Origin of the sequence: Shewanella sp. SM55 (assembly GCF_025654025.1) — a bacterium.
GTDB classification, from domain to species: domain Bacteria; phylum Pseudomonadota; class Gammaproteobacteria; order Enterobacterales; family Shewanellaceae; genus Shewanella; species Shewanella oncorhynchi.
This window is the reverse complement of record NZ_JAKKRS010000012.1, coordinates 79,027-93,760: the sequence shown is the minus strand read 5'-3', so window position 1 is coordinate 93,760 and position 14,734 is coordinate 79,027. Positions and strand designations below refer to the sequence as shown.

Below are 14,734 nucleotides of genomic sequence, written 5' to 3'. Positions count from 1 at the left end.
TATGCCCTATTGTGCTTGCGTTTCAGAAATAACTTTGGTGGTTACTGGAGCGCCGGGACGAACTTTCTGTAATCCTTCCACAATCAACTTGTCGCCCACAGTTAAACCAGAAGTGACTCGCCATTGGTTGTTAATCACTTCTGCGGTCGTCACAGTTTTCGCTTCGACTAAACCTTGGTCATTCACCACCATAGCCACAGCTTCACCCTTAGAGTTACGCGTAATCGCTTTTTGTGGAACCAAGATAGCCTGTGGATCAGTACCCGCATTTAACATAGCGCGAACATACATGCCAGGTAACAAGATACCTTCTGGGTTAGGGAATTCTGCGCGCAGAATAACTGAGCCAGTGTTTGGATCCACGCTCACTTCAGCGAACTGCAACTTACCCGGATGACTATATTGAGTGCCATCTTCAAGCAATAATTTCACGTCTGCATTTTCTGAAGCTTGTAGCTTACCTTGCTGCAACTTAGCTTTAAGACGTAACAACTGAGCACTCGATTGCGCAATATCCACATTGATAGGATCAAGTTGTTGAATCGTCGCCAATGTTTGGCTCTGGTTGGCAGTGACTAACGCCCCCGCAGTCACACTCGATTTACCGATACGACCAGAGATAGGCGCTAATACTTCAGTATATTGCAGGTTGATTTTAGCGGTGTTAATCGCAGCTTCAGCCACGGTTACATTTGCCAATGCTTCTTTATATGCCGCTTCAGCTTCATCGAACTCTTGCTTACTGATGGCGTTGGTTTTTACCAATTGCTGATAACGTGCCGCCTTAGCTTTTGCTGAGGCTAAGCCCGCATTCGCTCTGGCTAAATCAGCATTGGCACTCACTAAAGCAGCTTTATAAGTTGAAGAATCAATCTGATACAGAGATTCACCCTGTTTCACATTGCCACCTTCAACAAAACTACGCTTAGTAATAATACCGTTAACCTGTGGACGAACTTCAGCCTCGAGGAAAGCTTTACTGCGTCCTGGTAATTCCACCTGAATCACTTGTGGCTGGGCAACAACATTAAGGATTCCCACTTCCATACTACGTGGACCAGCACCCGCCTGAGCGCTCTCTTCTTGAGGGCTGCAAGCTGCCATCCATAACGCCACGCTTATAACTGAGGCAAGTTTAATTGTCTGCCGCATGAGAACTCCTTCAAATATTAACTGCCCACATACCAGTACACTTATTGCGCTGACACGAGCCGTAATTATAACTAAAATCAAATCCGTTATTTATCTCATAGCCTATATGAATCAACAAGGAAGATAACGAAACTAAATTGTAAACTAATGAAAATTTTCACTCATTCAGCATTACTATATTCATCGAATTGTTATTCGATTTAAAAAATCGGTTAACTTTGAGTGGCATTGTTAGGGGGATATGCCGTAAAACACCCAATAAGCCTACTCCATATTGAATATGTTGCAAATCTGTTCATATTCTAGACTTGCGGCAGGCCAAGGCCCACAGCTCAATGACGTTAGCTTAACTGCCACTTGTTGCAATAATTTGTACATAGAGACGAAAACGCAGCGCGCTTGTTTTTACTCAGGCCACTCTCAGCATCAAGTCGTTAAAAACGACCCTATCAAGACTGACAATACCGAAAGAGAGTAAGCAAAGAGCAGGCTTCAGACTGCTTGTGCGTAAAAACATGAATACATCCGATAGCGGATTGCTGTGCAGTTTATTACATCTACTATTTGTGCACGGCTAAAAGGCAGCGCCAGCGTTATGAGGTAACGCCACACAATTAAACAGTCACAAATAATAGCTAGCGGGCTATTTTAGTGGTTACCCCAAAACGGAGCAAACCCGAAATTCAGATTAATACCCCATTAAATGAAACTCAGACTCCCACAAATAATGCTTCTGTAATGAAAAATATTGCTAACAAAGCAATATTTGTCTATTAAAACTAATTTGTTCATCTTCAATCACAACTTAACAGGACTAAATTCGATTATCGCCCACGCTGCAAGCCAAAATACGGCTGATATCAGCCAAACAACGACCCGACTCCTGTTGCCACTGATTAAATACGGCTTGCACTTGTTTAAGCGCCGTTTGTGATGAAAAACCCGTATCGACTAACTTATGTGCTTTAAAATAGCCTTGTACATCATCGGTTAACAAAAAAGTATCTTTGCCAATACCGCGCAGAAAATAGGGGCCCGTATTGCCGCCCAGTCGGGTACCGCGTTTCTTTAAAAATGCCCACAACCCGATAATATCCTGCGTCGGCCAAGCGGCGATCAGCTGCGCCAAGCTGCCATGTTCGCGAGCAACATCGTGGATCATCAGAGCATTATCATAAATGGCTTGAGTCTTTTTAAGATGGCGAATCAAGGTCGCATCACTTGCCCGCGCTTGAATTTGCTCAGGCGATAACATTAATACTTTATGCGGTTCGAACCCAAAGAAAGACTTCTCATACTCGGGCCATTTGTTCACAACCACCCGCCATACAAAACCACTTTGAAACACCTGACGGCTCATCGCCGACAATAATTCAGCATCCCGATATTGGCGAATTTCATCATCAGACAGGCAACCAGACAATAAGGCTTCGAGTCCAGCAGGTCCGCCTTTGCGCTCACTGGCTCTGGCATAAATAGATGAAAAACGCTCTAACTGGCTCATATTATTACCTTTAAAATGATTAAATCCCGACACTTCCTATATGGGCTCATAATACCTATTTTTACCCCTGATGGATCACTTGGCTTTGCCAAGAAAAATTGTGTTTATTCCAACATTTTTTAAGAAAACTCTTACAGCAAGCGCTTCAATTACGACTAAAGTTAAAACGTAAAGTCCGTAAAAGACTGGGTTTGGAGTGAGTGCCTATGGAGCTTTTTTATCACCCGTTATCACGCTATTCACAGAAAGTGCTCATCGCACTTTATGAAAAGCAGGCCAACTTCTACCCCAGAATCATAGATCTACGCGACCCTTTGTCCCGCAAGGAATTTCACCAACGTTATCCGCAAGCGCGAATCCCCCTGCTTAAAGCCCAAAATGAACAGCTGATACCCGAATCCAGCATTATTATCGAGTACTTAGATAGGCATTTTGAAAACAGTACCCAGCTGCTGCCACAAGAACCACAACGCAACTTACAGGTACGTTTGTTCGATCGCATCATAGACAATGATATTAACAACCCATTATTTCAATTAGAAAAGTTAAAGCACATAGAAGACAGCAATGAATTCGAAATCAAACAATTAGAGAAGCAACTACTGACACAGTTTCAACGCTTAGACGCGCAACTCACACAACATCATTGGGTCTGTGGCGACAGTTTTACCTTAGCCGACTGTGCACTCATCCCTTGTTTAAGCTATAGCTTCCAACATCTAAACCTGTTGGATTTAGATGAAATCGTGCGCTATTGGCAACAGGCACAACTGCGTGGCGCTTGGATGTTAGTACAAGAAGAGGTGTTACTGGCTGAGATGGAGGAAACGGCAGGAATAAGAGGCATACCTTAGCGAGTAAGTCATGCCTCAACACAATCACATATTGCGTTCTTTCTTCAACTGCAAAAACGCTTTCCACTTCACGACTTCGGGCGGCAACTCAGGTGCAGGATCGGTATAACCCGCCTCTTTCACTAGTACATCTAACGGCACTTGCTTACCTTTGCACACAAACACACCGCGCACATGCACGATACAATGTAGGCCACGTTCGCTCACAAAGCGTTGTTCAATATAGAAATATTTTTCATCCCAACCGACGACTTTGGTTTCAATCTCAAAAGTTTTCAGCGGCTTAATATCGCGAATATAGGTAAATTCGGCGGCGTTAACTATCGGCATCCACTTCAACTTTAAGAAACGTTTCAGCAGACCCATCTCAGCCAACATATAGGTCCGCGCCAGATCCATAAACGCGGGATAGCGAGAATTAGTGAGATGGAAATTGATGTCGCAATCGCTCGGTAAAGCACGATAAGTGATACGGCTTGTCCCTAGAAAATCGATCTTACGACAATGGCGCGTGCGCCAAAATAACAACCAAAACAAACGAAAATACAGATTCATAACGCGCCGCCCTTGAAATAAGAGCCACAGGCTAACAGAGGTCATACCACAGGGCAAGCGGGATATCGCTCACAAAAAAGACGCCCTAAGGCGTCTTTTTATCGTTCGATTAAGCTAAATACCCTCAGATAATCAGCCCATTAAAAGGGGCTGATTTATCAAAACTCACAATTGCTTATGCAGCAATGCCTGAATGTCTTAACAGGGCATCGATATTCGGCTCGCGTCCCATAAACTGTTTAAACAAGTCCATAGGTTCGGCAGAGCCTCCCATTTCGAGGATATTGTGCAGGAAGCGACGACCCGTTTCAGGGTTGAAAATACCTTCCTCTTCGAAACGGGAAAAGGCATCCGCCGAGAGCACTTCAGCCCATTTATAGCTGTAATAACCTGCGGCATAACCGCCTGCAAAAATATGGGCAAACCCATGTTGGAAACGGTTAAAATCCGGCGGCGTTAATACGGCCACCTGACGACGCACTTCGTCTAAGGTTTCTTGAATGCGCGCGCCTTTAGCTGGGTCGTATTCGTGGTGCATTCTAAAATCGAACAATGAGAACTCGAGTTGACGCAGCATCATCATGCCAGACTGGAAATTTTTCGCCGCCAGCATTTTATCCAACAAGGCTTTAGGTAATGGCTCGCCCGTTTCGAAGTGGCCAGAAATTTCGGCTAATGCTTCTTCCTGCCAGCACCAGTTTTCCATAAATTGACTTGGTAACTCGACCGCATCCCAAGGCACACCATTGATGCCCGACACGCCTGCAACATCGATTTTGGTCAGCATGTGGTGGATACCATGGCCAAATTCGTGGAACAGGGTTGTCACTTCATCATGGGTAAACAGCGCGGGTTTGCCATCGACCGGACCATTAAAGTTACAGGTCAAATAAGCCACTGGCTTTTGTAATCCATTAGCGGTTTGACGGCGCACACGGCAGTCATCCATCCAAGCACCACCACGTTTACCTGTGCGGGCATATAAATCGAGGTAGAAACTACCTCTGTGTTCGTCAGTTTCGTCGAAAATATCGAAGAAACGCACGTCTTTATGCCATCGGTCAAAATCCTTTTGCTCAAGGATTTTAAGGCCGAACAAACGCGATACTGTGTAGAACAACCCCGAGAGCACTTTATCTTCGGGGAAATACGGACGCAGGATTTCCTGTGAAATCTCATACTTATGCTGCTGCAACTTCTCAGCATAGAAACTTAAGTCCCAAGAGGCCATTTCAGTCACGCCATATTCGGCCTCGGCAAACGCTCTCAGCTCAGCCAGTTCTGCCTTAGCTTGATCCTTTGAGCGCAGCGCTAACTCATTTAAAAATGCCATCACCTGCGCCGGTGTTTCAGCCATTTTCGTCGCCAGGGATTTGTCAGCAAAACTGTCAAAACCGAGTAACAATGCGAGTTCGTGGCGCAAAGCAAGAATTTCGTCCATCAGCGGGCTGTTATCAAACTCTCCGGCATTGGGACCTTGATCTGAAGCGCGAGTGACAAACGCACGGTAGCATTCTTCCCGAAGACTGCGGTTTTCGCTGTAGGTCATGACGGGTAGGTAAGATGGAAAATCTAAGGTAAATAACCAACCTTCTAGCTCACGCGACTGCGCCATCGCTTTAGCGGCGGCTTTGGCAGACTCAGGCAAACCAGCAAGCTCAGCTTCATCAGTGATCAACTTAGTCCAAGCTTGCGTCGCATCCAGTAATTGATTCGAAAAGCCACTGGTGAGTTCAGAAAGACGTTTTACAATCTCGCCATAACGCACTTTTTGCGCGTCATCTAAGCCAATACCCGATAGTTCAAAGTCGCGCAGGCTGTGCTCTATCACCATCTGCTGCGCTTGGCTCAATTGTGCAAATTCATTGGATGCTCGCAGCGCTTTATAGGCTTGATACAAACCTTGGTGTTGGCCAACGTAAGTACCGTATTCCGATAAAAGAGGTAAACAAGCATCATGGGCGGCACGCCACTCATCTGTGCTAGTCACTGAATTCATATGAGAAACGGGCGACCAAATTTGGCTTAGCTCATCGTCAACCTGTTCTAATGGCGCGACCAAGTTGTCCCACGTAAAAGAACCTTGGTTCTGCAGCACTTCATCAATCTTAGTGCGGCACTGAGCAATGGCATGCTCAACGGCGACTTGAATATGTTCCGGTTTAATCTGTGAAAAAAGCGGTAATTTTGCGCCGCTAAGCAAAGGGTTGCTCATATTGACTCCTCAACAATCTGTATCTGTTATAAATAAGGGCTAATGGCCTATTTATCAAGGCGAGAAAACCGATTGTCCCCTTCGAACGCCTTACTTAACCCTATTTCCCCTGAAAAAAAGTGAACTAGTTCGCATTTAGGATTTACGTTTTATTTACCTACACATTGTTGCAATCTCGATCGCAAATCGAATCAATTCGCATTAATGTTTGTATGTGGGCAAGGTATTATCTGCATAACTAACGTACCTCGACCAAAATCAGCAAAAATATGGCAACACACTCAGTGAAACTTATCGCCAGCGTCCTCTGCACATTAGGGATCAACTGCCTTAGTCACAACGCAGTTGCTAATGAGAGCCTAGAACAAGTCGATAGTATTTCAAACACCATATTACCCCGCCAGATAACAGAACCTTTGGCGGTGACGCTGGATTTAGGTTGGGACAGCAAATATGTCTCACAGGGTCGCAATAACTTGCAAAATGGGGGTATTTATTGGCTCAATGCTGCCGTTCAACACGGCAACTTAACCACTTATGCCTTAGTCGGACGCGGTGATAGCCAAGCCTATACAGAGTGGAATATCGGCCTTGAATATGGGTTCAACTTAGCCGAAAACCTAGAGGCTAATCTGGGATATCAGCGCATTGAAGGCTATAGCAATAGCCGCTGCCAAGATAACGAGCTATTTGCAGAACTCGCCTACAGCGCCACAGCTTGGTTGGTACCATCGATGAGTTATGTCTATTCCACAGAGGCGGCAGGCTACTTTGTTGAAGTGAGTTTGCACAGTTATTGGAATATCACAGACCAGTTCAGCCTCACGCCCTATATCACTCAAGGGTTTGATTTTAAATACCGCACAGAAGAACACGATGGCAGTAATAACCTGCAGTTTGGCCTCGAAGCGAATTATCAACTGACCCCAAGCATGAATATTAGCGGACACATTAGCCACAGCATTGCCCAGAGTGATATTGAGCAAGAAGCCTCAGCCAATGGCGATATGAGTTCACAGGATCAAACCTATGCAGGCATCCACTTTGCGATAACGTTTTAACGTCGTTTTAGCTCTGTGTTTCTAGCGCCGTATTGCAACCTCCCTCTGTCAATTTATCCCGCGACATTTGGCAAAAACAAAGCTCTCTAACTAAACTCAAAATGTCGACGGAGCGACTCACTATTCACATCGATTTTGCCGAGGAACAGGGAATGTTAACGTATCATTTCTATCTTATCCGAACCGCTATCATTATCTTGCCCCTGCTTTTTATCCAAGTGACAAGCTCGACTAATGCGCAACAGGTATCTGAGCCTGAACCGAGTCTAGAGTCCTTAGCGCAACCGACACAAACCGCGCCTTTGCCCCTAGGCACTTTGCTCGACAATGAAGGTAAGCCGATTAATGTGCCTAACCAAGTGCAAAGTGCATTCGAGTATTCGCCCCCCACTGTCACACCCGCAGAGCCATCCAAAACCACTAAATCAACTAAAGCCACTCAATCGAACAAAGCCGCTAAGAGTAAAAAACTCAGTCGCAAACAACAGCTAGCCAGTCGTGAACATGTCGCCAATGATCCTAATTGCCGTTGGCTCGATAAACGTATGGATCAGCTAGAGTCCCTACTCGGCGACAAGCAAGATAACGCTGCTAAACATCAAGCCGACGAACTCAGCGCCCGCCAAAAAGAGTGGCAGTGTTTGAAATGTGGTGCAGAAGGCCCAGCTCAAAACGATCACTCTAAGTGCCAATATCGCCGCGAAACAGCCACGCGATAACAACTGAGTGCAGCTTTAGTAATATTTTTTATTAAAAGCAATGCCTTATACGTTAGTGATGCAATAGGCTGGTCTGTTACCACAAAGCCCCCTACAATGACCTTCTGCTGTAAAGCATCTCATCCTTGAAGTAAGACGGAGAAACTCATGGCTCAACATTTTGACTATATCTGCCTAGGCGCAGGCAGCGGCGGTATCGCCTCAGCAAACCGAGCGGCAATGCGTGGTGCTAAGGTTCTACTCATCGAAGCCAAACACGTGGGTGGCACCTGTGTAAACGTAGGTTGTGTGCCCAAAAAAGTCATGTGGTATGGCGCCCATGTTGCCGAAGCGATGAACCTTTACGCCAAAGATTATGGTTTCGACGTCACTGTTAATAAATTCGATTGGAACACTTTGGTCGAAAACCGCGAAGCCTACATTGGTCGTATTCACGATGCCTATGGCCGTGGTTTTGCCAACAACAAAGTGACGCTGTTAAATGGCTACGGCCGTTTTGTGGATGGCAACACCATCGAAGTGGACGGCGAACATTACACCGCCGATCACATTCTTATCGCCACTGGCGGCGCACCGACGATTCCGAACATTCCTGGCGCGCAATACGGTATCGACTCCGATGGTTTCTTCGCCCTACGCGAGCAACCTAAGCGTGTTGCCGTTGTTGGCGCGGGTTATATCGCCGTAGAAGTCGCTGGCGTGTTACACGCTCTGGGCAGTGAAACTCACTTATTAGTGCGTAAACATGCGCCGCTGCGTAACTTTGACCCTATATTAGTCGATGCTCTCGTCGATGCGATGGCAACCGAAGGCCCGACATTACACACCCATAGCGTGCCAAAAGCCGTGGTTAAAAATGCCGATGACAGCCTGACATTAAACTTAGAAAACGGTGAAAGCATTACAGTCGATTGCCTAATTTGGGCAATTGGCCGCTCACCTGCAACAGGCAATATCGGCCTAGAAAATACCGAAGTGCAATTAGATAGCAAAGGCTATGTCATCACTGATGAGCAGCAAAATACAACTCACAAAGGGATTTACTGTGTCGGCGACATTATGGCGGGCGGCGTAGAGCTCACCCCTGTTGCGGTTAAAGCGGGCCGTTTGTTATCTGAGCGTTTATTTAACGGTATGACAGATGCCAAAATGGATTACAACCTGATCCCAACCGTTGTGTTCAGCCATCCACCTATCGGCACTATGGGCTTGACCGAACCTGAGGCCCGTACTCAATACGGCGACGATAACGTCAAAGTGTATACGTCGACGTTTACCTCCATGTACACCGCCGTTACGGCCCATCGCCAAGCCTGTAAGATGAAGTTAGTCTGCGCTGGCAAGGACGAAAAAGTCGTTGGTATTCATGGTATTGGTTTTGGTATGGACGAAATCCTTCAGGGTTTCGGCGTCGCCATGAAAATGGGCGCGACTAAGGCCGATTTCGATGCGGTCGTTGCTATCCACCCCACGGGCGCGGAAGAGTTTGTTACCATGAGGTAGAAGCGATTTTCGCTTTGATTTCATCATATTTAGGGCCAGCTTATGCTGGCCCTAATTGATCACAGATAGCATAAAACCATTAACTCTCACGCGACTTTCCTATAATCTCGACTGAGTACTTTGCATTTTAAACACTTAGCGCTGTTATCGCTGCGCCACTGTTATCGGGATGAATAGCGTAATGCTTAAAGAACTCGCGTTCGATGGTTTGTTATTTAGTCCATTAATTATATTTATCCCCTTCGCTTTTCTGCTTTCCTGCATCACTCGCGGGGTACTCTATCAAACTGGGCTCTATCACAAGCTGTGGCGCGCAGCTTGGTTCGAAGTTGGGCTGTTTATCTGCTATCTGGCGTTGGTCATTTACTTGCTTGGGAGTTGATTGTTCATGGGAAAAATCTTTCGTATCAGCCTCACCCTTATTGTGGTCGCGATTGCAGGTATCGCCGGACATTGGATATGGTCGCACTACCTTTATTCTCCTTGGACCCGCGACGGCCGAGTTCGCGCCGAAATCATTACCATAGCGCCAGATGTATCCGGTTGGGTAAACCAACTGAATGTAAAAGACAATCAAGTCGTTAATAAAGGTGATGTATTGTTCACAGTGGACGATACCCGCTACAAGGCCACAATTGCCGAATTAAATGCCAAAGCGGAAAGCCAAAAATTGACATGGGAACTGGCAAAACATAAATACAAACGCCGTATCGATTTGACCAACGCCAACTTAGTCAGCAAAGAAACCTTCGACGAAGCCTTTATCAATACCGAACTGGCAAGAACCAGTTATGAACTCGCACAGGCACAATTGAATACCGCCAAAATTGACTTAGCGCGGACGCAAATTCACGCTCCCGAAAATGGCACCCTGATCAATTTAAGCCTGCGTAATGGCAACTATGTCAGCAAAGGCAACTCAGTATTTTCGCTCGTCAAACAAGACTCTCTCTATATCACAGGCTATTTTGAAGAAACCAAAATCCCCTTGGTTCACATAGGTCAAAACGCCGATGTCAGCCTAATGAGTGGTGGCCATGTCTTGCACGGCAAAGTGGTCAGCATAGGTAAGGCGATTGCCAATACCAATGTCACCGCTAATGGGCAGTTATTACCGCAAATTGGCCAAACCTTTAATTGGGTGAGGTTGTCGCAGCGTATTCCGGTCGATATCCAGCTAGATAGCATTCCTAAGGACATAGAACTGAGCGTCGGCATGACAGTTTCCATCAAGCTACAGACTGACAAATAGTCATTATGACGCTATTACTTAAGAGTTTATTTTTTCCCGACCGACGAACCCTCATCTTCGCGATTAAAGGCGTGATCTCGATGGCGCTCGCCTTATATGTGGCCATGTTTTTAAATTTAGAACGGCCATATTGGGCGCTGGTGTCAGCGGTATTTTTGCAAATTCGCCCCGAAAGTGGCCTCGTGATCGAAAAGGGCTTATGCCAAATTGGCGGCACCTTAGTCGGCGCACTTGCAGGGATTGCCATACTCAACGGGTTTACACCCTATCCCGAACTCGCCTTAGGATTACTCGCCTGCTGGATAGGGTTAAATTCTGGGTTGTCGGCCATGGTGCGCCAGCAAAACTTTGTCTATGCCTTTGCTATGGCGGGCATGACAGCCTGCTTGATAGTGCTCATTGTGATGGCGAGCCCAGGCACAGCCGATAGTGCAAAAATATTCGATGTGGCGCAGGCGAGGATCAGCGAAATTATCGTCGGCGCAATTTGTGCCGTCTTGGTCAGTTCGCTACTTTGGCCGACTAAGGTAAAACATGGCCTGCAACTGCATGCTAAAAACACAATTAATCAAACGCTTAACTATCTTGCATTAGAACTCGATTTACAGGGCGTACATGCGAGCCGCCATGAACATATCGACACTATTATGGAATCAGTATCGGCGCTGAGTGACGACTCCAGCGCAGTGATTTATGAAGGCCCCGAAGGACGCGGGCAGAGCCATGCGCCGAACTTTCTCTGCAATAAAACCCTTTCGCTATTGGCGGCAATCCAAATATTTGGCCGGCTGCAACGTAATCATTCCCATCTGGTTAGCGAACCACTCGCGAAATCCTTAGCCAATATGCGCAGTAGTTTTACCTTGATGGCGCAATCCAGTGATGACCAAGAATGCTACAAAATGGCGCGCACCTTGAGGTATCAACTCCAGCAAAACCTGATGCAATACCGCGACCGAAGCCCATTAGAGACTCGCTTACTCAAAGTTGCGATGGAATTAAGCGCCGATCTGATCATGGTGCTCAAAAGTTATAACGTGCTGACAAGCAATTCTGCGGTACAACTCAACGCGCCGCCAATGGAATTTCACCGAGATCCACTGATAGGGTTTACGACCGGTCTACGCAGCATGGCGGTATTTGTCATTGGGGCTTCGCTGTGGATCGGCACAGGGTCGAGTGCGGTACTCATGATGATCCTGATGCCTGTAGTCTTTTCCATCATGATGGCGCGCCAGCCACTGCCGATACTAACCACGATTTTGCGCCGTATTCTTGTTGGTATCACTATCGCTGTGCCCCTCACAGTGTTTTACGCTTTACCTTTGCTGGCAGAGAGTAGCGGCGATTTCGAAATCCTCATTTTAGTGCTCGCAGGCCCCTTTTTTATTGGGCTACTCGCCTTAGCGAATCGACCGACCTTGCCCTATGGTCTCGGGATTTGCGTGCCGTTTGCTGTGTTAGTACAGCCCAGTAATACCATTTCATTTGCGATAGAAAACACCGTCAGCAATGCCTTAGCGATTTTTGTTGGCGTTACTGTGCTGTATTGGTTGTTTAAATTGATTACCGAACCTAGCCAGCGGCTGATGCAATATCGTCTGCTGCAATCTATCCAAAAAGATCTAGTGCATATCGCGCAGCATAACGATCCTGAGCCTTGGTTTAACGCCCGCATGGGCGATCGACTGCTGCGGATCGCCAGTTACGAAAAAGGCTCGGGCAAGAGTTCGAGGGTATTTACCGATCTGGTGTTCACTGCACTTAATCTAGGCCATGTGTCGATTCGAATGCGACGCATGTTGCAGGGGATTTCAGATACGCACTCAGACTTAGAAAATGCACTCAACCTCTGGCAACACAATTTAGGTCAGGCATTTATCGCCTGCGCCCACGGCCAAGTCGCAGAAGAGTTTAACACCAGCAGCGAAGCCTTATTACAAGCGCTGGCGCAATGCCCGTTACCCCACGAACAATTCACTCTGATTACTGGGATGTTTGAACGCATCACCTTAACCTTCGAACGCACTGCCCACAGTATCGCCGAGCAGAAAAACACCTCTGAAAAATAGTCAGTTCTCAAACTATTTTCCGCCCCAAAAGCCACTCTCGTACCGCCACCACAACCATTTAAATCCAATAGAAGCTTGATATTTGGCCGATAAAATGCCTTAATATAATTAGATCACTAACTATATTGGTGATATAAATTCAATTATCAACCAAGGAGCAATTATGTCTACGGAGAACCCACCAGAGGAAAATCTTATCTCGCAAGTAGCAAGCTTTACCCGATTACACACCAAGGAAACCATGCAGTTTATGTGTTTATGCGCAATATTAAGCACCTATCTCTTTGTCATTTTGAAACCGAGTATTATTCAAAATAACAAAGCGTTAGGAGACAAATAATCCATGAATTACCTGGCTTACGTTTCCTTAGCGATTTACTTTATCGCCATGCTTGCTATTGGCTTATTCGCCTATAAAAAATCCACCAGCGATGTATCCGGCTATATTTTGGGCGGCCGCAAGGTGAGCCCACAGGTCACCGCACTCTCAGCGGGTGCATCTGACATGAGTGGCTGGATGCTAATGGGTCTTCCCGGCGCAATGTTTTTGGTTGGTTTCGAAACCATTTACATCGCACTTGGACTATTGATTGGTGCTCTAATTAATTACTTGGTCGTTGCACCCAAATTAAGGGTCTATACCGAAGTCGCGGATAACGCCCTTACTATCCCGGAGTTTTTTGCTAAACGCTTCGGCAATGCTAACGGGAGTATCCGTATTATCTCGGCCGTGATCATTGTGATCTTCTTTACCTTGTATACCTCAGCGGGTTTAGTGGCTGGCGGTAAGTTATTTGAGTCAGCATTTGGCCTGAACTACAACATAGGTTTAGTCGTCACCCTCGGCGTAGTGGTTTCTTATACCTTGTTGGGCGGATTCTTAGCAGTGAGCCTCACTGACTTTGTCCAAGGCTGTATCATGTTTGTCGCTTTAATCTTAGTGCCCGTGGTGGCATATCAAGAGTTTACCAGCGCTGACACTATGCTGAACTTTGCGTATCAATCGATTCCACACTTCACCGATGCCATGCAAAACGTCACTATGTTAGGGCTTATCTCAAGCTTATCTTGGGGACTCGGTTACTTTGGCCAACCGCATATTATTGTGCGCTTTATGGCAATTCGTTCAGTCGCTGACATTAAAACCGCCAGACACATAGGTATGGGCTGGATGACAGTGACCATTGTGGGTGCACTGGCAACAGGTCTTGTCGGTATCGCTTACGCCAATAAATTTGGCATGAAGCTGACCGATCCTGAAACCATCTTTATCGTGTTTTCTGAGTTATTGTTCCATCCGATCATTAGTGGCTTCTTATTAGCCGCAATTCTGGCCGCGATCATGAGCACCATTTCATCGCAACTATTAGTGTCATCAAGCTCGCTAACGGAAGATATCTATCGCGTGATGTCGAAGAAAGAATCTAGCGAAAAAGACATGGTGAAAATGGGACGTTTTGGCGTAGCAGGCGTGGCAATTGTCGCAAGTCTACTGGCGCTTGACCGCTCTAGCAGTGTGCTATCACTGGTGAGTAATGCATGGGCAGGATTCGGTGCAGCCTTCGGTCCGTTAGTCTTGTTTAGCTTGTATAAAGCTAACCTAACCCACAAAGCCGCGATTGCCGGCATAGTGTCAGGCGCAGCCACAGTGCTGTTTTGGATTTATGCACCAGTACTTGCTGACGGTAAAGCTTTAACCACAGTGGTGTATGAGATGATCCCCGGCTTTGCCGTGAGCAGTGTGGTGATTTGGATAGTCTCGTTACTCGATACTGATCCCTGTGCCAAAACCACTAAATTATTCCATAAGGCTGGCCGTGTTTTAGCCGAAGATAGATGAGGCGCGC

13 protein-coding genes are annotated in these 14,734 nt (G+C 46.4%); 9 read left to right on the top strand and 4 right to left on the bottom strand.

What is annotated here, in order from left to right:
- Positions 1-6 precede the first annotated feature (6 nt).
- Positions 7-1,152, bottom strand: a complete 1,146-nt coding sequence (locus tag L5L91_RS15280) for an efflux RND transporter periplasmic adaptor subunit (protein WP_105250703.1) — start codon at positions 1,150-1,152, stop codon at positions 7-9.
- A gap of 814 nt (positions 1,153-1,966) precedes the next feature.
- On the bottom strand, positions 1,967-2,656 hold the full coding sequence (locus L5L91_RS15275) for a DNA-3-methyladenine glycosylase I (RefSeq protein WP_131524443.1): 690 nt from the start codon (positions 2,654-2,656) through the stop codon (positions 1,967-1,969).
- A gap of 206 nt (positions 2,657-2,862) precedes the next feature.
- On the opposite strand from L5L91_RS15275, the gene L5L91_RS15270 reads away from it, so the two are divergent.
- A complete protein-coding gene (locus tag L5L91_RS15270) occupies positions 2,863-3,510 on the top strand; it encodes a glutathione S-transferase family protein (RefSeq protein WP_131524442.1) in 648 nt (215 codons plus the stop codon).
- A 24-nt stretch (positions 3,511-3,534) separates the two neighbouring features.
- Here the strand turns inward: L5L91_RS15270 and L5L91_RS15265 are convergent, their stop codons facing one another.
- Both L5L91_RS15265 and prlC read right to left on the bottom strand, forming a co-directional pair.
- The gene (locus L5L91_RS15265) at positions 3,535-4,065 is read right to left on the bottom strand and encodes a thioesterase family protein (protein WP_011791203.1); all 531 of its coding nucleotides are present in this window, start codon (positions 4,063-4,065) and stop codon (positions 3,535-3,537) included.
- Between the two features lie 175 nt (positions 4,066-4,240).
- Complete coding sequence (gene prlC, locus L5L91_RS15260; RefSeq protein ID WP_263162556.1) at positions 4,241-6,280, bottom strand: oligopeptidase A; 2,040 nt, start codon at positions 6,278-6,280, stop codon at positions 4,241-4,243.
- A gap of 269 nt (positions 6,281-6,549) precedes the next feature.
- Between prlC and L5L91_RS15255 the strand changes: the two genes are divergently transcribed.
- The 8 genes from L5L91_RS15255 (at position 6,550) to putP (ending at position 14,727) form a co-directional block, all read left to right on the top strand.
- Positions 6,550-7,341, top strand: a complete 792-nt coding sequence (locus tag L5L91_RS15255; protein ID WP_263162558.1) for a hypothetical protein — start codon at positions 6,550-6,552, stop codon at positions 7,339-7,341.
- Between the two features lie 152 nt (positions 7,342-7,493).
- Positions 7,494-8,060 (top strand): hypothetical protein, encoded by a 567-nt coding sequence (locus L5L91_RS15250; protein WP_263162561.1) that lies wholly within the window; start codon positions 7,494-7,496, stop codon positions 8,058-8,060.
- Between the two features lie 147 nt (positions 8,061-8,207).
- Positions 8,208-9,563 carry a glutathione-disulfide reductase gene (gene gorA, locus L5L91_RS15245; RefSeq protein WP_113940197.1) on the top strand — a complete coding sequence of 452 codons (1,356 nt, stop codon included), beginning with the start codon at positions 8,208-8,210 and terminating at the stop codon, positions 9,561-9,563.
- Positions 9,564-9,744: 181 nt separating this feature from the next.
- On the top strand, positions 9,745-9,945 hold the full coding sequence (locus tag L5L91_RS15240) for a DUF1656 domain-containing protein (protein WP_263162563.1): 201 nt from the start codon (positions 9,745-9,747) through the stop codon (positions 9,943-9,945).
- Between the two features lie 6 nt (positions 9,946-9,951).
- Positions 9,952-10,815, top strand: coding sequence for an HlyD family secretion protein (locus L5L91_RS15235; RefSeq protein ID WP_263162565.1), 864 nt, complete (start codon positions 9,952-9,954; stop codon positions 10,813-10,815).
- A 5-nt stretch (positions 10,816-10,820) separates the two neighbouring features.
- Complete coding sequence (locus L5L91_RS15230; RefSeq protein WP_263237045.1) at positions 10,821-12,887, top strand: FUSC family protein; 2,067 nt, start codon at positions 10,821-10,823, stop codon at positions 12,885-12,887.
- A 163-nt stretch (positions 12,888-13,050) separates the two neighbouring features.
- On the top strand, positions 13,051-13,227 hold the full coding sequence (locus tag L5L91_RS15225) for a hypothetical protein (protein WP_263237044.1): 177 nt from the start codon (positions 13,051-13,053) through the stop codon (positions 13,225-13,227).
- A gap of 3 nt (positions 13,228-13,230) precedes the next feature.
- On the top strand, positions 13,231-14,727 hold the full coding sequence (putP, locus tag L5L91_RS15220) for a sodium/proline symporter PutP (protein WP_263237043.1): 1,497 nt from the start codon (positions 13,231-13,233) through the stop codon (positions 14,725-14,727).
- The last annotated feature ends 7 nt before the right edge of the window (positions 14,728-14,734 follow it).